General features: G+C 62.5%; 18 protein-coding genes, 1 tRNA gene and 1 other RNA gene. 8 read left to right on the top strand and 12 right to left on the bottom strand.

Features of this window, described 5'->3' with window-relative positions; translation table 11 throughout:
* Nucleotides 1-22: 22 nt before the first annotated feature.
* The 4 genes from ACTRWK_RS01455 to ACTRWK_RS01470 all read right to left on the bottom strand — a co-directional run bounded on the left by ACTRWK_RS01455 (nt 23) and on the right by ACTRWK_RS01470 (nt 3,537).
* Nucleotides 23-292, bottom strand: coding sequence for a DksA/TraR family C4-type zinc finger protein (locus ACTRWK_RS01455; RefSeq protein ID WP_005849195.1), 270 nt, complete (start codon nt 290-292; stop codon nt 23-25).
* Between the two features lie 52 nt (nt 293-344).
* Entirely contained in the window at nt 345-1,310 is a 966-nt protein-coding gene (locus tag ACTRWK_RS01460) for a Gfo/Idh/MocA family protein (protein ID WP_289081240.1), read from the bottom strand.
* Between the two features lie 129 nt (nt 1,311-1,439).
* Nucleotides 1,440-2,336: an RNA polymerase sigma factor RpoH gene (rpoH, locus tag ACTRWK_RS01465; RefSeq protein WP_005849199.1), complete on the bottom strand. Its 897-nt coding sequence runs from the start codon at nt 2,334-2,336 to the stop codon at nt 1,440-1,442.
* Nucleotides 2,337-2,502: 166 nt separating this feature from the next.
* Nucleotides 2,503-3,537, bottom strand: a complete 1,035-nt coding sequence (locus ACTRWK_RS01470; RefSeq protein WP_289081239.1) for an RluA family pseudouridine synthase — start codon at nt 3,535-3,537, stop codon at nt 2,503-2,505.
* Here ACTRWK_RS01470 and ACTRWK_RS01475 point away from each other — a divergent pair.
* On the top strand, nt 3,536-3,820 hold the full coding sequence (locus ACTRWK_RS01475) for a DUF6476 family protein (protein WP_132997378.1): 285 nt from the start codon (nt 3,536-3,538) through the stop codon (nt 3,818-3,820). The two genes, ACTRWK_RS01470 and ACTRWK_RS01475, sit on opposite strands and share 2 nt — an antisense overlap.
* Before the next feature lie 91 nt (nt 3,821-3,911).
* Here the strand turns inward: ACTRWK_RS01475 and ACTRWK_RS01480 are convergent.
* A tRNA-His gene (locus ACTRWK_RS01480) sits at nt 3,912-3,988 on the bottom strand.
* Nucleotides 3,989-4,136: 148 nt separating this feature from the next.
* Between ACTRWK_RS01480 and ACTRWK_RS01485 the strand changes: the two genes are divergently transcribed.
* Nucleotides 4,137-4,337: a DUF6324 family protein gene (locus tag ACTRWK_RS01485; protein WP_005849205.1), complete on the top strand. Its 201-nt coding sequence runs from the start codon at nt 4,137-4,139 to the stop codon at nt 4,335-4,337.
* A gap of 91 nt (nt 4,338-4,428) precedes the next feature.
* Here the strand turns inward: ACTRWK_RS01485 and ACTRWK_RS01490 are convergent, their stop codons facing one another.
* Entirely contained in the window at nt 4,429-4,896 is a 468-nt protein-coding gene (locus ACTRWK_RS01490) for an MmcB family DNA repair protein (protein ID WP_009825034.1), read from the bottom strand.
* Nucleotides 4,897-4,989: 93 nt separating this feature from the next.
* Here ACTRWK_RS01490 and ACTRWK_RS01495 point away from each other — a divergent pair, with 93 nt between their 5' ends.
* From ACTRWK_RS01495 to ssrS, 3 genes are all read left to right on the top strand, one after another.
* On the top strand, nt 4,990-6,318 hold the full coding sequence (locus tag ACTRWK_RS01495) for a hypothetical protein (RefSeq protein WP_037944609.1): 1,329 nt from the start codon (nt 4,990-4,992) through the stop codon (nt 6,316-6,318).
* Entirely contained in the window at nt 6,315-7,082 is a 768-nt protein-coding gene (locus ACTRWK_RS01500) for a COG3904 family protein (RefSeq protein WP_037944610.1), read from the top strand. Before ACTRWK_RS01495 ends, ACTRWK_RS01500 begins: the two co-directional genes overlap by 4 nt.
* Before the next feature lie 47 nt (nt 7,083-7,129).
* A non-coding RNA gene (ssrS, locus tag ACTRWK_RS01505) (6S RNA) lies at nt 7,130-7,283 on the top strand.
* Between the two features lie 90 nt (nt 7,284-7,373).
* Here the strand turns inward: ssrS and nusB are convergent.
* The 5 genes from nusB to ACTRWK_RS01530 form a co-directional block, all read right to left on the bottom strand.
* On the bottom strand, nt 7,374-7,853 hold the full coding sequence (gene nusB, locus ACTRWK_RS01510; protein WP_005849213.1) for a transcription antitermination factor NusB: 480 nt from the start codon (nt 7,851-7,853) through the stop codon (nt 7,374-7,376).
* On the bottom strand, nt 7,850-8,398 hold the full coding sequence (locus ACTRWK_RS01515) for a 6,7-dimethyl-8-ribityllumazine synthase (RefSeq protein WP_340269578.1): 549 nt from the start codon (nt 8,396-8,398) through the stop codon (nt 7,850-7,852). The genes nusB and ACTRWK_RS01515 overlap by 4 nt, the downstream gene beginning before the upstream one ends.
* Nucleotides 8,399-8,403: 5 nt before the next feature.
* Complete coding sequence (gene ribB / locus ACTRWK_RS01520; RefSeq protein WP_289081237.1) at nt 8,404-9,528, bottom strand: 3,4-dihydroxy-2-butanone-4-phosphate synthase; 1,125 nt, start codon at nt 9,526-9,528, stop codon at nt 8,404-8,406.
* Nucleotides 9,529-9,664: 136 nt separating this feature from the next.
* Nucleotides 9,665-10,234 (bottom strand): hypothetical protein, encoded by a 570-nt coding sequence (locus ACTRWK_RS01525; protein ID WP_462843763.1) that lies wholly within the window; start codon nt 10,232-10,234, stop codon nt 9,665-9,667.
* Nucleotides 10,231-10,818, bottom strand: coding sequence for a riboflavin synthase (locus ACTRWK_RS01530; protein WP_289081235.1), 588 nt, complete (start codon nt 10,816-10,818; stop codon nt 10,231-10,233). Before ACTRWK_RS01530 ends, ACTRWK_RS01525 begins: the two co-directional genes overlap by 4 nt.
* A gap of 135 nt (nt 10,819-10,953) precedes the next feature.
* On the opposite strand from ACTRWK_RS01530, the gene ACTRWK_RS01535 reads away from it, so the two are divergent.
* From ACTRWK_RS01535 to ACTRWK_RS01545, 3 genes are all read left to right on the top strand, one after another.
* A complete protein-coding gene (locus ACTRWK_RS01535; RefSeq protein ID WP_037944615.1) occupies nt 10,954-12,246 on the top strand; it encodes a capsule biosynthesis protein in 1,293 nt (430 codons plus the stop codon).
* Nucleotides 12,247-12,362: 116 nt separating this feature from the next.
* On the top strand, nt 12,363-13,499 hold the full coding sequence (locus ACTRWK_RS01540) for a polysaccharide biosynthesis/export family protein (RefSeq protein WP_456028256.1): 1,137 nt from the start codon (nt 12,363-12,365) through the stop codon (nt 13,497-13,499).
* A gap of 9 nt (nt 13,500-13,508) precedes the next feature.
* Nucleotides 13,509-15,545 carry a capsular polysaccharide biosynthesis protein gene (locus ACTRWK_RS01545; RefSeq protein WP_289081234.1) on the top strand — a complete coding sequence of 679 codons (2,037 nt, stop codon included), beginning with the start codon at nt 13,509-13,511 and terminating at the stop codon, nt 15,543-15,545.
* A gap of 81 nt (nt 15,546-15,626) precedes the next feature.
* Here ACTRWK_RS01545 and ribD read toward each other — a convergent pair whose 3' ends face one another.
* Nucleotides 15,627-16,730, bottom strand: a complete 1,104-nt coding sequence (gene ribD, locus ACTRWK_RS01550; RefSeq protein ID WP_289081233.1) for a bifunctional diaminohydroxyphosphoribosylaminopyrimidine deaminase/5-amino-6-(5-phosphoribosylamino)uracil reductase RibD — start codon at nt 16,728-16,730, stop codon at nt 15,627-15,629.
* Between the last annotated feature and the right edge of the window lies 1 nt (nt 16,731).

Below are 16,731 nucleotides of genomic sequence, written 5' to 3' on the forward strand. Positions count from 1 at the left end.
CAGCGCCCCGTTTTGCTTTTGGCTATTTCAGCTGGCTATCTTTGCTGCCGCGCCGGTTGATGCCACCGCGGGCCTGCGCCAGACCGTCCCGTTCGCGCACGCAATCAATGCAGAGCTTTACGCCCGGCAAGGCTTGCCGGCGCGCCTCGGGGATCGGTTCTTCGCATTCGGCGCAATGGGTGCGGCTTTCGCCCTGAGGGGCCTTGCGCGCCTTGAGGCGGGCCAGTTCATCGTTGATCGACGCTTCGATCTGTTCACTGACAGCGCCGTCTTTCGCCCATCCTCCGGCCATGATCATCCCCCTTGAGTGTTACCCCTTATAGGTAGGTCGCAAGTGCCAAGGCTCAACCCCCGGCGGCAAAGGCCATATCCGTCATGCGTTGCGTGCCGCGGCTGAATTCAAGCGGACAGGGATAGGCCTTGCCCTCGGTCACTGACGCGCCAAAGTTTTCGACCTGCTGCACATAGTGGTTCACGCCGGGAAAGCGTTCGACGGTGGTGCTGTTCTGTGTGGTCTCAAGATACAGCTCGGCTTGGGAATAGACCGTCGGGTTGAACGGGCAGGTCAGACGCAGGATACCTTTTTCGCCGTGAATAACGACCTGCTGAAACGGGAACATACGCATGGACACGGTTGCGGATAGGTCAAACCCGTCGAAGCGGGCCGCGACCTGCGCGAAGACATCGACATCGTTTTCGTAGTCGATCTTGGCATGGGAGATCGCGGTCGGCTCTTGCCCCGTGACGAAACGGGTGCAGCCGAAGGCATAGGTACCGATGTCCGGCAGCACGCCCCCGCCGGCCTTGGGGTCGTTGCGGATGTTGCCGGTATCGTCGTTAAAGAACGAAAAGTTGACCGCCACGTGGCGCAGACGCCCCAGGCTGCCCGATTGCACGATCTCTCGGGCGCGTATCCATTGGGGGTGATGGACGATCATGAACGCTTCGGCCGCGAGCAGGCCCGTGGTATCGCGTGCGGAGATCAACCGCTCATAGTCTTGCGCCTGCATCGCCATCGGCTTTTCACATAAGACATGTTTGCCCGCCTTCAGCGCCTTGAGCGTCCATTCCACATGCAAATGGTTGGGCAGCGGGATATAGACCGCGTCGATATCCGGATCGGCGAGCAGCGCCTCGTAGCTGCTGTGCGTTGCAAGCTGCGGGGCAAAGGCCTGAAAGGGCGCGGCTTTGTCAGGGTGAGATGTGGCGAGGGCAACCAGTTCGGCCCCTTTCGCCGCGTGGATGGCCGGGGCCATCTGTTCTTGTGCGAATTGGGCAGCCCCGAGGATGCCCCAGCGTAGCGTTTTCATCGTGATCCCCTGATGTTTGGTGTCGCTCGACTGTAGGGGGAGCCGCGGCGGATCATCAAGGGGCGCATAAAAAATCCCCGCAAAGCCACGCGCTTTGCGGGGATCAATATTCAAAACCGTGGCTGGCGATCAGGCGGTGCCCATCAGACCTTTTTCACGGGCCAGATCACGCATGCGTTTTTGCAGTTTTTCAAAGGCGCGCACCTCGATCTGGCGGATACGCTCGCGGCTGACGTCATACTGGCTGCTCAGATCTTCGAGCGTGACCGTTTGATCCGACAGGCGACGTTGAGTCAGGATGTCTTTCTCGCGGTCGTTCAGCACATCCAGCGCCTCGGCCAGCATCTCGCGGCGGGTTTCCAACTCGTCCCGTTCCTCGTAGTCGGTGGCCTGGTCGGCGTCTTCGTCTTCCAGCCAGTCCTGCCACTGCATCGTCCCCTCGCCTTCGGAGCCGACAGTGGCGTTCAAGGACGCATCACCGCCCGACATACGGCGGTTCATAGAGATGACTTCGGTTTCGGTCACGCCAAGGTCCGTCGCGATACGTTTGACGTTATCGGGGTGCAGATCGCCTTCTTCCAGCGCGCCGATTCGGTTCTTGGCCTTGCGCAGATTGAAGAACAATTTCTTCTGGCCCGAGGTCGTGCCCAGTTTCACCAGCGACCAGGACCGCAGGATGTATTCCTGGATCGAGGCGCGGATCCACCACATGGCGTAGGTCGCCAGACGGAAGCCTTTTTCGGGGTCGAAGCGTTTGACCGCCTGCATCAGGCCGACGTTGGCTTCTGAAATCACCTCTGCCTGCGGCAGACCATAACCGCGGTAGCCCATGGCGATCTTGGCCGCCAAACGCAGGTGCGAGGTAACCATGCGATGCGCGGCTTCGGTGTCTTGCTCTTCGACCCACCGTTTGGCGAGCATGTATTCTTCTTCCGGCTCCAACAGGGGAAACTTGCGGATTTCCTGCATATAGCGGTTCAATCCGCCTTCCGGTGTTGGCGCTGGCAGATTTGCGTAATTAGCCATCTTTGTCCCTTTCCCCAATTTCCGGGGCCCATGTTATTTGGATTAACATAGATATGGAGAGGGCCCCGCTCCGTTTCAAGTGTCCAGCCTAACGCATGGGACGGTGAATTGGGCCCAATAATCCTTAAAAAACCGTTTTACTACAGGTCGATCACACAACTGTGCATTAGGCCAGGTCGTAGCCTACGGCCTCGAGCAGGTTGGTCATGTCACCGGGCAGCGGCGCTTCGAAGCGAACGTAGTCGCCCGTGACCGGATGATCGAACCCCAGTACCGCCGCATGCAGGGCCTGGCGCGGAAAGCTGCGCACCGCTTCGGCGGCGGCGTCCGAGACCGCGCCTTTTGCTAGTTTACGTTTGCCACCGTAGGTCGGGTCGCCCACCAATGCGTGACCGGCATGGGCCATATGCACCCTGATCTGATGGGTACGGCCGGTTTCAAGCCAGCATTCCATCAGCGCCAGAACCTCTGGATTGCCAAGCCGCGCAACGGTGCGCGCACGGGTCACGGCGTGGCGGCCGCCCTGAAAGAACACGGCCTGACGCTGGCGGTCGGTACGGTGACGCGCCAGCTGCGTGGTGAGCTTGAGGATATTGCCCGGCTCGAAGCTGGCCCCCTTCACCCCCCGTAAGCGCGGATCGTTGGCATCCGGAACGCCGTAGACCAAGGCCTGATAATAGCGTTCAACGGTGTGTTTCTCGAACTGTTTGGCAAGCCCGTGGTGGGCTGCGTCAGACTTGGCGACAACCAGCAGACCCGAGGTATCCTTGTCGATCCGGTGCACGATCCCTGGGCGTTTCATGCCGCCCACCCCCGACAGGTCATCGCCGCAATGGGCCAGCAGCGCATTGACCAACGTCCCCGACGGGCTGCCCGGCGCGGGGTGAACCACCATGCCTGCGGGCTTGTTGATCACGATCAGATCCGCGTCTTCAAAGACGACCTCCAACGGGATTTTCTCGGCGAGGATATGACTGTCTTCGGCCTCTTCCACATCGACGGTGATCTGCTGCCCCGCTTCGGCACGGCTGCGCGGGTCGGTTACCACTGTTCCGTCAACCCGCACGGCCCCTTGTTCCAGCAAACGCCCCAGCCGTGTGCGCGACAGGTTCGCATCCTCTGGCACATCGCGCGCAAGCGCCTTATCAAGGCGAGATGGCGGGCTGTCCGCGATGGTAAACGTAATTTGACGGTGCGACATGACTGATCCTTCCGAGCCCCCGAACATCAAATTCCTGCGGCGGCTGGTGACGGTGCTGACCGCCACAATGATTTTCGGCCTTCTAGTCGTGATCGGGCTACTTGTCATCCGCTTCTCGAACAAGAGCCCCGATTTACCGGCCTCTATCACCCTGCCCGACGGCGAAAAAGCGGTGACCTTCACCCAAGGCCCCGACTGGTATGCTGTGGTGACACAGGAAGATGTGATTCTGATCTTTGACCGGATGACAGGCGAGTTGCGTCAGAGCGTCACGATCGAGTAACGCGCGCAGCCTATGCACCACAGTGCCGAGGCAAGGCGCACGAAAACATCACGCCGAACAGACATGTAGTCTAATTTTATTGAGGGGGGAGTGGTACCACCTCCTGGTCTCGAACCAGGGACCTCCTGATCCACAATCAGGCGCTCTAACCAACTGAGCTAAGGCGGCACTGCGGTCGATCTAGCGTTCATGAAAAAGGAATGCAAGCACATATCCGTCGCAAACTTCGATTTGTCCTGTCGCAGGTGAGAATGGCAAAACTTGCCATTTCCAGCGCCGCAGGGTACGGGACCTGACACAGTTTCGGAGAAACCTCATGGGCATCGACACAGAACGCGACATTGAAGCCAACCTGCAAATCGGGCCAACCGATAAGGGCATGGTCCGGCTGTTCATCGAAGCGGAAGGCGGGATCGAGATCCCGATGGATTTCACCACGGATGAAGCCGTTGAAATCGCGGAAGAGATTATGGCCGCAGCCCATCGTGCGGGCAAAGCTGGCAAGAACAAGCGATAAAGCACGTTGCCCGGTCGGGATGGGGGCCAGCCCCCGCCGCGCCTTTGCGCGGCACCCCCGGGATATTTTCCATTTGGAATATTGATGTACCCTAGCCCCACTGCGGCATGGCATGCGGGTCGCGCAACATATGCAGCCTGCGCGCGGCATGGGTGGCAAAGAGATGGGTCATCTTTTTGCGGCGCGCGGCAGCCAGTCGGGTTTCCGGTCCCATGCGCACGAGCTCTGCCCCGTAGCTGTCGCCGATAAACAGGCCGGTGTCCTCGGGCAGCAGGTCGACGTCGAAATCCGCATCCACCGCCCAAAAGAACCTGTCGGCCCATTCGAGGTACCCGTCCCACTTGCTGTCGGACATGAAATCGGCGCGGCTGGATTTGCATTCGACGATCCAGATCTCCCCCTTGGGGCCAAGCGCCATCACATCCACCCGCAGGCCGCGCGTGGGCACCAACTCTTCCACGCTCGCGAAACCGAGTGCGGCAAGCTGGCGGGTCACACCACGGGCAATCAACTGTCCGGGTTGCAAGGTCGGGGCGGTCATCAGGTCGGTCTGGGTCATGGGAGCAATATGAACAATTCATGAACATCAGGCAAGCGCTTGGTAATCCGCAGCGCGCAACCTATCTAGTTCAAAAGAAAACAGGGTGGGCATATGGCGCGCGACGGCGAAAACTCGACACATCAACAGCGCGGCATCCGCTATGCGCGCGAACTCGAAGGGCATCTGGGCTGGCTCGATACGTTTTCGGGCACAGCGCTTGGGGTGCTGGCGGTGGCGTCGGGCATCTACACCTATCTTGGGGTGTCGTCCTTGCTGGATGACAACGGGGCGATGTCGGCCTTTGCCGCGATCGCCTATTCCGCTGCTGTTTCCGTGGGCATCTTTGTGTTCTGGTCCTATATGCTGCGCCTGTTTCCGGCGGTGCGCAGCGCCCGTGCGCGGGTCGGGCTGTTGGGGGCCATGTCGCTGGGAAGCGTCGCGATCATCGCCATGTCGAGCTGGCTGAACGCCGCCGCCCTTGCCGGATCCGCTGCGGTGGAACAGCATCTGGCCGAGACCGTGCAGGATTACCAAGGCTCACTGGAGCGCGCGCATGAGATCACCCTTTCCGCCCAAGGGCTGGAGCGGGACGTTGCCCGTGTTCGTCAAAGCTTCGAGGATCTGAGCGAACAGGAGGCCACGGGCGGGCTGTCGGGCTTGGCGGGGCGTGGTGCCGTGTTCCGCGTGCTGCGTCAGAAATCGGCAGAGCTGTCGGGGCTGGAGGCGCAGATCGCCACCCAGACCCCGCTGGTCAATGACGCCTTTGTCGAGGGCAACCAGATCCTTAGCCGGATGCGCGCGCTGACGGTCGAACCAGGTCCGGTGGAAGCGCGATCGGTCGAATTTTCCGAACAGGCCGTGCGGCTTGCCGGGTTGATCACGCGCTTGCGGCAACTGTCAGTCGCCCCGCTGGTCGAACGCGCCGCGCAGGATCTGTCGGCCTCGGTCGTGCTGCCAGAACTGGATGGCAGCAGTGTCGAGGTGCGGGGCAATCAGGCCTCGACCATCAGTGCCGTGCTTGAGGTTCTGGCCCAACGTGCCGCCACACTGGAGCGTGCGGCCCAAGACGTGCTGGCCATGGCCCCGCCAACAGAGACGACCTACACCCCGATTTCCAGCGCCGACGCGGTGATCAAATACGCGCGCAACTTCGTGCCCTCCTGGGCCGGCGCGATTGCCATTGATCTGTTGCCCGCCGTGCTGGTCTTCATTCTCGCCATCACCCAAGGGGCGATCCGCGAAGGTCGCGAGGGCAGCGCGATCGAGGAAACACTCACCCTTGCCGAACTGCGGGCCGCGGTGCTGGCAATGCGTGACATGGATGCGGCGATGAAGGGCACATCTGTTGATGAGGACGCGCGTGAAGACCGCGATGAAAGCGCGCCCCATGATATCGTGACCGAGAATCCTGCCCTTAGCACGCCTTCGAAAACCACATGAAACTGCGACGTGATCCCTCCAAACGCCCTCCCGTGGCACGGGTTCTGGGCGGCGTTCTGATCTTTCAGCTGGGATTGGCGGGGCTGCTTTTTTGGGGTGATCTGGACGAGGGGCTGCGCCTGCCCGGCTTTGGCCCGCGTGCCCCGGGGCTGACCGAACCCACGCGACCCGGCGACCAGACCCGCCGGTTTCAACCCGACCGCGCCCGCCCCGGCGGCCGTCCCATGCCGGACACGCCCCTGCCCGAACGGCTGACCCTGACCGTGATCGAAGGCGGCGCGCGCGTGCTGCTGGAAGGGGGCATTATGGCGGGTGATGCCGAACGCATCGAGAAACAGATCTCCGCACTTGATCCCCAACCCGAGGGCGTGATCCTGAATTCGCCTGGTGGGTCGGTCAGCGACGCGCTGCGTCTGGGGCGGTATCTGCGGGATGCTGAGCTCACGACCGCCTTGCGCAGTGGCGATATCTGCTATTCCGCCTGCCCCTATCTATTGGCCGCAGGCACCAGCCGCGACGTGCCTGAGGATGCCTCTGTCGGGGTGCACCAGCATTTTTTCGGTGAAAGCACCCTGCTCCCCGCCTTTGTCGCGGTGGAGGACATCCAGCGCGGCCAAGGCGAGGTCATGACCTATCTGGATCAGATGGGCATCGACCCGCTGGTCATGCAGCACGCGCTGGTCACGCCGCCCGATGAAATCTATCTGCTGCTGCCCGAAGAGCTGACCCGCTACCGCTTTGTCGAAAACACCGAGCCAAGCTAGAATACCCCTTGTCGCAGGCGATGGTCGCGCCTACTTAACGGGGGTGACGGGTTCTGCCCTGTTTGTAAAAGTTACATTCCAGTGGCCTTAAGCAAATCCGAGGGAGCTGGCTCTGTTCGAGCCCTGGTTCGTTTATCTGGCGCCCACCTGTACATACAGGTCCTCGGGAATATAGAACAGAACGGCAGCGGTGGTCCCGTCACACTTTCCCGAAAATATCAGCCCGAAAATATCACGTTGTTCGCTGGTCCGTCGCTGTCGACCAAAGACGATGATCTGAGCCTGTCCGGCTCAGAACTCTTCCGGACGGGCTTCGCGGGCCATATGATCCAGAACGGCATTCACGAACTTCGGCTCGTCGCCCCCCTCAAAGAATGCACGGGCCACGTCGACATATTCGTTGATCACAACCCGCGGCGGCGTTTCCTGCGCGCGCAGCTCGGCACCGGCAGCGCGGAACAAGGCACGCAAAGTAGGGTCGATCCGCGCGATGGCCCATTTAGCCACCAGCGCACGGTCGGTCATCTGGTCAATCGCCGCCTGATAGTTCACCGCCGTCTCAAGCAGGTCTGCAAAATGCCGGATGTCACCATCGATCATTTCCTGACCGTCGTAACTGGCGCCAAAGCGGTGCTCAAGGAACTCCTTGCGCACGGTGTCAAAGCTTTGCGAGGAATGCTCCATCTGGAACAGGGCCTGCACGGCATAAAGCCGCGAAGCTGATTTCATCTTGCGTTTTTGATTGCCCGAAAGGCCGGCGGAGGATGTCATGCTGTCTTGGGTCCGTCATTGTCGCCCGCCATCAGATATTCATCCGAGCGCGGCTTGAAACCGATGTCTTTGCGAATGTCGCCCCACTTACGGCTCAGCGCGATCAGATGCAAGGCCGCAGCTGCCGCACCGCCGCCCTTGTTTTGCCCCTCCGGATCGGCGCGCACGGCGGCCTGTTCGTGGTTCTCGACGGTCAGGATGCCGTTGCCGATACAGATGCCCTGCAACCCCATCAGCTGCAAGGCGCGGCTGCTGTCGTTGCACACGGTCTCGTAATGCGTCGTCTCGCCGCGGATGACACAGCCAAGCGCCACGTAGCCGTCAAAATTGTTCTTGCGGTCAGAGATACCGATGGCGGTCGGGATTTCCAGCGCTCCGGGCATTTCCACCACGTCCCATTCAGCCCCGGCGGCCTCGAGCTCTGCCTTGGTGCCTTTCAGCAAGCCCTCGGCGATGTCCGAGTAATAGGGCGAAATGACGATCAGAACCTTAACCGGCGTGTCAAAGCGCGGCGTGGTCAGCGTCGTATGATTTCCAGCAGCCATTGCATTTACTCCTGCGTGATGGGGCGCGTGCCCACGATGCTAAGGTCATAGGCGTCCAGCCCCAGATAGCGCGTATCGGGGTTATCCGTCAGCAAGATCAGCTGGTGCAACCCAAGGCTCGCCATGATCTGCGACCCAAGGCCGGTGCGTTTGACGGTACGGGGGCGATCATCCTCTTCGTCCTCGAAACGCAACCGCGGGTCGGGATCGCGGAACAACAGCACCGCGCCACGGCCTTCGTCCGCGATGATCTGCATCGCGCGTGGCAATTCGTCGGCGGGGCTTGGCCCGAGGCCGAGGATATCCTCAAGCGCGTTGATCGCATGGGTGCGAACCAGAACCGGCGCATCCGTCGTGATATCGCCCTTGGACAGGACCACATGATCGGTGCCGCTGATCTCGTCGGTGAAAATCTGCATCTTCCAGTCACCCCCATAGGCAGAGGTCACAGTGCGGCTGTCGCGCTCCACCAGCAGATTGTCATGCTTGTGGCGATAGGCGATCAGATCGCTGATCGTGCCGATCTTCATGTCGTGCTGCTGACAGAAGGCAACCAGATCCGGCAGACGGGCCATGGTCCCGTCTTCCTTCATGATCTCGCAGATCACACCCGACGGATGCAGCCCTGCAAGGCGCGAGATATCGACGGCAGCCTCGGTGTGGCCCGCGCGGACCAGGACACCGCCATCGCGTGCGCGCAGCGGAAACACATGCCCCGGCGTGGCGATATCCACCGCACCTTTATCCTCGTCGATGGCGACCTTGACGGTCAGCGCACGGTCGGCGGCGGAAATACCGGTGGTCACCCCCTCGCGTGCTTCGATCGATACGGTAAAGGCTGTTTCATGGCGGGCAGAGTTATTCACCGCCATCATCGGCAGACCCAGCGTGTTGACCCGTTCCTCGGTCATCGGCAGACAGATCAGCCCGCGCCCGTGGGTGGCCATAAAATTGATCGCATCCGCATCCGCAAATTGCGCAGGGATTACCAGATCGCCTTCGTTCTCGCGGTCTTCGTGGTCGACCAGCACGAACATGCGACCCTGCCGGGCCTCTTCGATGATCTCTTCGATGGGCGCGATGGCATCCGCCAATTCAGCCTCGACCGGTCCGGGCGTTTCAAATTGCATGGGGTCACCTCACTCTTTGCTGCTCTGGCACATACCCCACCCCACGCGCCTTTGCCAGAGCAGGGCCGCCCCCCTCCCTGCTTCATTTTGCCAAATAAACTCAATTCCGCACCGTCACCGCGCGCGGCGGTCCGCGTTAAGCCCCGAAATAGCGCGCGGCCTCCACATAGCCCGCCGCCTTGCTCGCAGTGGCCCAGTCCCGTTCCAATCCGGTGTCGCCGATGATCAGCACCTGATCGCCGACCAGTTTGCGCCCTTGAACCACCTGCCCCAGATGATCGCGCATCGCGCTCCAGCTGTCGGTGAACTTGGGGGCCTCGGCCACGTGATCCAGCACGGAATTCGCCTGTGCCACACTGTCGGGCCGCAGCGGGCGATGTACCAGCGCCAGCTTTTGGGCGCGCTGCACCTTGTCCAGCACCTCGGCCTCGCGCAGGGGGATATGCGGTGCCCCCGCACGCACCACCCGCAGCGCATTGGACGAGAACAGCAGCGCCAAAATATCGCGCCCGGTGGCCTGACGGATCGCGGCATAGGCCTTGTAGTCCAACCCCAGCTCGCGGGCGCGCGCCACGCGCATCTTGACAACCATCAGCGGGATCGCTGAAGGCATCGCCGCCTCGCGCGCTTTTTGCCACTGGAAAGCGCGCCACTTCTGGCCGCGCTCAAGGCTGGGGCCCTGATTATGTCCGATCCCCGCGATCACGACATTTCTGCCAGCCGCGCAACATAGCGGGCCAATGTGTCGATCTCCAGGTTGATCCGGTCCCCGACAGCGACATCACCCCATGTGGTCACCTCTTTGGTGTGGGGGATAAAGTTGATGCCGAAATCGCAGCCGTCGACCTCGTTCACGGTCAGCGAGGTGCCGTTCAGCGCGACAGAGCCTTTGGGGGCAATGAAACGCGCCAGATCCTCGGGCGCGCGCAGGGTCACGCGGGTGCTGTCGCCCTCGTCGCGCAGCGCCACCACCTCGGCCACGCCATCGACATGGCCCGACACGATGTGCCCGCCCAATTCGTCCCCGACCTTTAGCGCGCGTTCAAGGTTCAGACGGCGTCCGACCTGCCATGCGCCAAGGTTGGTCTTGTCCACGGTCTCGGCGCTGATCTGCACCTCGTACCAATCGGCCCCCAGATCCACCACGGTCAGGCACACGCCATCACTGGCGATAGAGGCCCCCATGTCGATGCCGCTGGTATCATAGCCCGTTTCGATCCGCGCGCGCAGGTCGCCTTGCTGTTCAAGCTTGGTGATCTTTCCGATGTCCGTGATAATGCCTGTAAACATGCGCCTGCCTCTTCTATACTGGTCGCTACCGAAGTAGACCTCTGCCCGCAGCATGACAAGTCCACAGACACGCCACATTTTCGCCGGTATCCGGTGTTTGTCTGCCCGATGACCAAGATAAACCGAAAGTAACCGATGAACGCCGCAGCACCCCGTGAACGGGTCTTCCTTTTCCTGCAAGGGCCGCATGGCCCCTTCTTCAACCGTCTGGGCAAGATGCTTCGTCTGGCGGGGGCGCAGGTTTGGCGTGTGGGGTTCAACGCAGGCGATCGGGCCTTCTGGTTCCACCCGCGCAGCTATATCCCGTTTCGCGGAACAGCTGACACGTGGAAAGACACCTTTGTTGCGCTGCTCGCCGACAAGGATGTCACAGATATCGTGCTTTATGGCGACACCCGCCCGATCCACGCCCAAGCCGTGGCCGAGGCCAAGGCCCGCGGCCTGACCGTGCATGTCTTTGAAGAAGGCTACATGCGCCCCTATTGGGTCACCTATGAACGCGGCGGGTCCAACGGCAATTCACGGCTGATGGACATGTCCATCGAACAGATGCAGGCCGCACTGGCCAATTCGGATATGGAGGCCCCCCTCCCCCCCGGTCATTGGGGTGATATGCGCCAGCATGTGTTTTATGGCGCGCTCTATCACTGGTTTGTGCTCTTCCGGAACGGCGACTACCGCAACTTCCGCCCGCATCGGAGCTTGCCGGTGACCAAGGAGTTCAAGCTGTACCTCAAGCGGCTGCTGCTGATGCCCGCGCTGGCGCTGGACCGGCTGATCGCAACGCTGCGTATCCGGCTCGGCGGCTTCCCCTACCATCTGGCGCTGCTGCAACTAGAGCACGACAGCTCGTTCCAGGAACACTCCCCCTTCGAGACGATGACCGATTTCCTGACCGTGGTGCTGGAAGGCTTCGCCAAGGGCGCGCCGCGCCACCATCATCTTGTTGTGAAGGCCCATCCGTTGGAAGACGGCCGCGCACCTCTGCGCCGCGTGGTCAAACAGGTGGCGCGAGAGCTGGGTGTCGCGGACCGGGTGCATTTCGTGCGCGGCGGCAAGCTGGCGCAGCTGCTCAACGATGCCCGCACGGCCGTTACCGTGAACTCCACCGCCGGTCAGCAGGTGCTGTGGCGCGGAATTCCGCTCAAGGTGTTTGGCAGCGCCGTCTATGCGAAACCCGAATTCGTCTCGGACCAGCCGCTGGCGCAATTCTTTGCCGCCGCCTCGCGCCCCGATAACAAGGCCTACAAGGATTATCGCCGGTATTTGCTGGAAACTTCGCAGGTACCGGGCGGATTTTATGCGGCACGCGCGCGCACGCAGTTGATGCGGCAAGTGGTCGATATGATGCTTGCCCCCGAAGACCCCTACGACGCGCTAGAGCTGGGAACCGCGGCACCAAGGCAACAGTTGCGGGCCGTCACCTGAGCGTTTTTCGCCCAGACAGTAGCTTTTCGATCCAATCTGCGCTAAGCCGATGATAATTACGCCGAAAAAATCGGCGAATTCGAGGCAGAACAAGAACAGGTCGAGGAGACCGGGCAGTGAAATCCGTACCCTTCCGGTGGGCGCGTCCCATCGCATTACTTGCGGCTATGGCCGTGGTATCTTCATGTGGCCTTCCGCAGGTTGGCCCAAACAAACGTCAGATCTTTGCCGGATCGGTCCAGAAGGAAGGCGACGCATTTGTTGTCGCCGTCAACGACCGTGTGACCCGCGCCACCGCCGTCGCCCCCGCGCTTGGCTTTAGCCCGGGGTTCATCAACGCCGGTCAGCTTGGGTCGGATACGATCAACCCCGGTGATACGCTGGGGCTGACGATCTGGGAAAACGTCGATGATGGCTTGCTGGCCGCCCAAGGGGCCAACGCCACGGTGCTGGAAGAAGTGCAGGTCGACGGTTCGGGGTTCATCTTTGTGCCCTACGCGGGCCGGATCAAGGCCGCTGGCAATTCCCCCGAAGCGATCCGCCGCATCATCACCAACAAACTGTCCGAACAAACGCCGGACCCGCAGGTTCAGGTGCGCCGTCTGGCCGGTGACGGGGCGACCGTGTCGCTTGTCGGCTCTGTCGGTGCGCAGGGTGTCTATGCGATTGAACGCCCGACACGCACGCTTGCCACCATGCTGGCGCGGGCCGGTGGTGTGACCATCACCCCCCAGATCGCGCAGGTCACCGTGCTGCGTGGCAATCAGCGGGGCAAAATCTGGCTTGAAGATCTTTACAGCCACCCAGAGCTCGACATCGCCCTGCGCGGCGGGGATCGCATCCTGATCGAGGAAGACACACGGTCCTTCGTGGCCCTTGGTGCCACCGGCGCGCAGCAGAAAGTCCCGTTCGAGACCAAGAACCTGTCGGCGCTTGAAGGCATCGCACAGGTGGGCGGGCTGAACGCGGGCACCGCTGACCCGACAGGTGTTTTCGTCTTCCGCAACGAACCCGAAGCGGTCGTGGCACAGGTTCTGGGCCGCAATGACCTGCAAGGCGCACAGCGCATGGTCTATGTGCTTGACCTGACCAAGCCCAACGGCATGTTCATGGCCCGCGATTTCGTGATCCGTGATGGCGATACGCTCTACGTCACCGAAGCCCCCTTCACCCAATGGAGCAAGGTCATCTCCTCGATCACGGGGTCGGCCAGCTCGGTCAACAACCTGTCGTCGCTCGCGTCGAGCAACTGATCTGGGCCGATGGCTTTAGGGCCTGAAATATACGACACACCCGCCGCCGGTTCCCCACGGGACCGGCGGCTTTTTGTGTTTAACGGCGGCTTCATCACCAACCGGCGGGTGCGGCGCATCTTGCAGCTGTCGGGCTATAGCCTGCATCTGGGCATGCCGCGCGACGGGGATGCCATCGCTGTCTGGGGCAATGCTGGCACCGCGCATCGTGGGCTGGCCGTCGCATCCCAAAAAGGGCTGCCCGTTGTCCGCGTCGAAGACGCGATGCTGCGGTCGCTGTTTCCCGGTCGCGCAGGCGAGCCGCCGCTGGGGCTGCTGGTCGATCACAAGGGGCTGCATTTCGACCCGGCACAGCCCTCCGAGCTTGAGGACATCCTGACCAGCCACCCGCTGGATGACACGGCTTTGCTGGACCGTGCGCGCGGTGCCATCCAGCGCATCACCGAGGCGCATCTGACCAAATACAGCGGGTTCGACACCGCGCACCCCGCACCGGATCCCGGCTATGTGCTGGTGATCGACCAGACCTTGGGTGATGCGTCGGTCGCGGCCTCGGGCGCGGACCGGTCGCGGTTCCTTGAGATGCTGGTCTTTGCCCAGCAAGAGAACCCCGGCGCGCGGATCATCATCAAGACCCATCCGGAAACCGCAAAGGGCTATCGCAGCGGTCATTTCGGGCTTGAGGACGCCAACGACCGCATCACCCTGCTGACCGCACCCATCAGCCCCTGGACCCTGTTTGAAGGTGCCGTACGTGTCTATACCGTGTCGTCACAGATGGGGTTCGAGGCGATCTTTGCAGGCCACAAGCCCCGGGTCTTCGGGCAGCCCTTCTATGCGGGATGGGGCCTGACCGAAGACGAATTCCCCGTGCAGCGGCGCCAACGTGTGCTGACCCGTGCGCAACTTTTTGCAGGAGCGATGATCCTTTATCCCAAATGGTACGATCCGCACCGTGACTGCCTGTGTGATCTGGAAACGGTGATAGAGGCGATGGCCGCGCAGACCCGGGCCTGGCGCGAAGACCACCGGGGCTGGGTCGCCTCTGACATGCGCCTGTGGAAACGTCAGCCCTTACAGCGTTTCTTTGGCCGCTGGTCGCCGGTGACCTACCAGAATGATCCAAAGGCCGCCCGCGCCACAGGCAAGCCCTGGATGGTCTGGGCCTCGAAAGCAACGCAGGCCCATGCCGGTGCCATGCGGGTGGAAGACGGTTTCCTGCGCTCGCGCGGATTGGGGGCCGATCTGGTGCCGCCCCTGTCGCTGGTCTGCGATGATCTGGGTATCTACTATGACCCGCGCAGCCCCAGCCGGTTGGAACAGCTGATCACGTCGCGCGCCAAAATGCGCCCCGACCAGTCGCGCCGCGCGGCACGGTTGATTGCGGTGCTGCGCGACGCGGGGCTGAGCAAGTATAACCTTGGCGGCGGTGGCGATCTGGACGCCCTGCCCGCCGGACGGCGCATTCTGGTACCGGGTCAGGTGGAGGACGACGCCTCCATCCGTGCGGGCACCGATGCGGTATCCACCAATCTGGCGCTGCTACAAGCCGCGCGCACCGCACATCCCGACGCCGTGATCCTGTACAAGCCCCATCCCGATGTAGAGGCCGGGCTGCGCCGCGGCGCGATTGACGCAGGCGGGCTGGCGGACCGTGTGCTGACCGATGCCGACCCCATCGCCCTGCTGGCGCATGTGGATGAGGTTTGGACCATGACATCGCTGCTGGGGTTCGAGGCCCTGCTGCGCGGCGTCAAGGTCGCCACCTTAGGTGCCCCCTTCTACGCGGGCTGGGGGCTGACCGAAGACCGCGGGGATATCCCGGCGCGGCGAAGGGCAGAGGTGAGCATCGAAGGTTTGGCGCATGCCGCCCTGATCGATTATCCGCGCTACTTTGATCCGCGCAGCGGTACCGCCTGCCCGGTCGAGGTTGTGGTAGAGCGGTTGGCCTCGGGTGATCTGCCGCGGCGCGGGGTGGCGAACCGGGTGCTGGCGAAGCTGCAGGGCGTGTTTGCCACACAGGCGCATTTGTGGCGGCGGCGATAGTAGAGCGGGGCCAGCCCATGTGCCGGTCAGATGCGGGGGCCAGCCCCCGCGCCCCCGGGATTTTAAGCCATTTGGAAGGGGTTAGGCGGGCGTGTTGCCGCGGGCCCAGATGTGGAGGAGGTCGGGGCCGATGCGCGAAGTTTCGGCCAGGGTGAAGCGCGGGGCCTGTGCCAGACGTTGAAGCTGCAGCGGCGCGATGGCGGGCAAGCCGTCCGCGCCAAGGGCCAGACCCGCCGTAAACCCGACGAGTTGATCCACGAGATCCGCCTTTAGCAGCGTCGCAGCCAGTCCGCCGCCGCCCTCGCAGAAGATGCGTGTCAGACCGTGGCGGCCAAGCTGCTGGAGCATGTCATCGGCGTCGATCTGGCCCATCTTTGGTGTGCAAGAGATCAGCGTCGCGCCAAGGCTTTCCCACGTCTCGATCAGCTCTGCCGGGGCCTTGGGGCCGTGGCAAAGGATCAGGGGGATGTCATTGGCGGTTCTGGCGAGCGCGCCATTCAGGGGGATGTCCAGTCCGTTCGACACAACGATCCGTGTCGGCTGGCGCGTGGTGCCAAGGTCGCGCACGGTCAGGCTGGGGTCATCCTGCCGCGCCGTGCCACCGCCCACCATGACCGCGTCATGGCGACTGCGCATGGCATGGACCACGCGGCGGGCGGGCGCGGCTGTGATCCATTGGCTTTCGCCCGACGCGGTCGCAATCCGACCGTCAAAGCTATTCGCGAGCTTGAGCGTCACCATCGGGCGGCCTTCGTCGACACGCAGGAAAAAGCCCAAGTGATCCGCGCGGGCTTCATCTTCGAGCACGCCCACGTCAACGATAATGCCCGCCGCACGGAGGATCGCAATGCCCTTGCCGCTGACGCGTGGATCGCTGTCGGTGCAGGCGATCACCACGCGCGCAGGCTTGGCGGCGACAAGCGCATCAGCACAGGGCGGCGTCTTGCCGGTATGGGCGCAGGGTTCGAGGGTGACATAGACCGTCGCCCCCTGTGCCGCCGGCCCTGCCTGACGCAGCGCTTGGGGTTCCGCATGGGGCCTGCCGCCCGGCTGGGTCCAGCCACGCCCGACAATGCGGCCTTTTTGCACGATGACGCAGCCCACGGCGGGATTGGGCCAGACAGCCCCCTGCCCGCGCCGGCCCAGCGACAAGGCCAGCGCCATAAAGCGCGCGTCGTCAGACATA

The organism is Sulfitobacter sp. G5_S2_6_S6 (genome assembly GCF_054968505.1).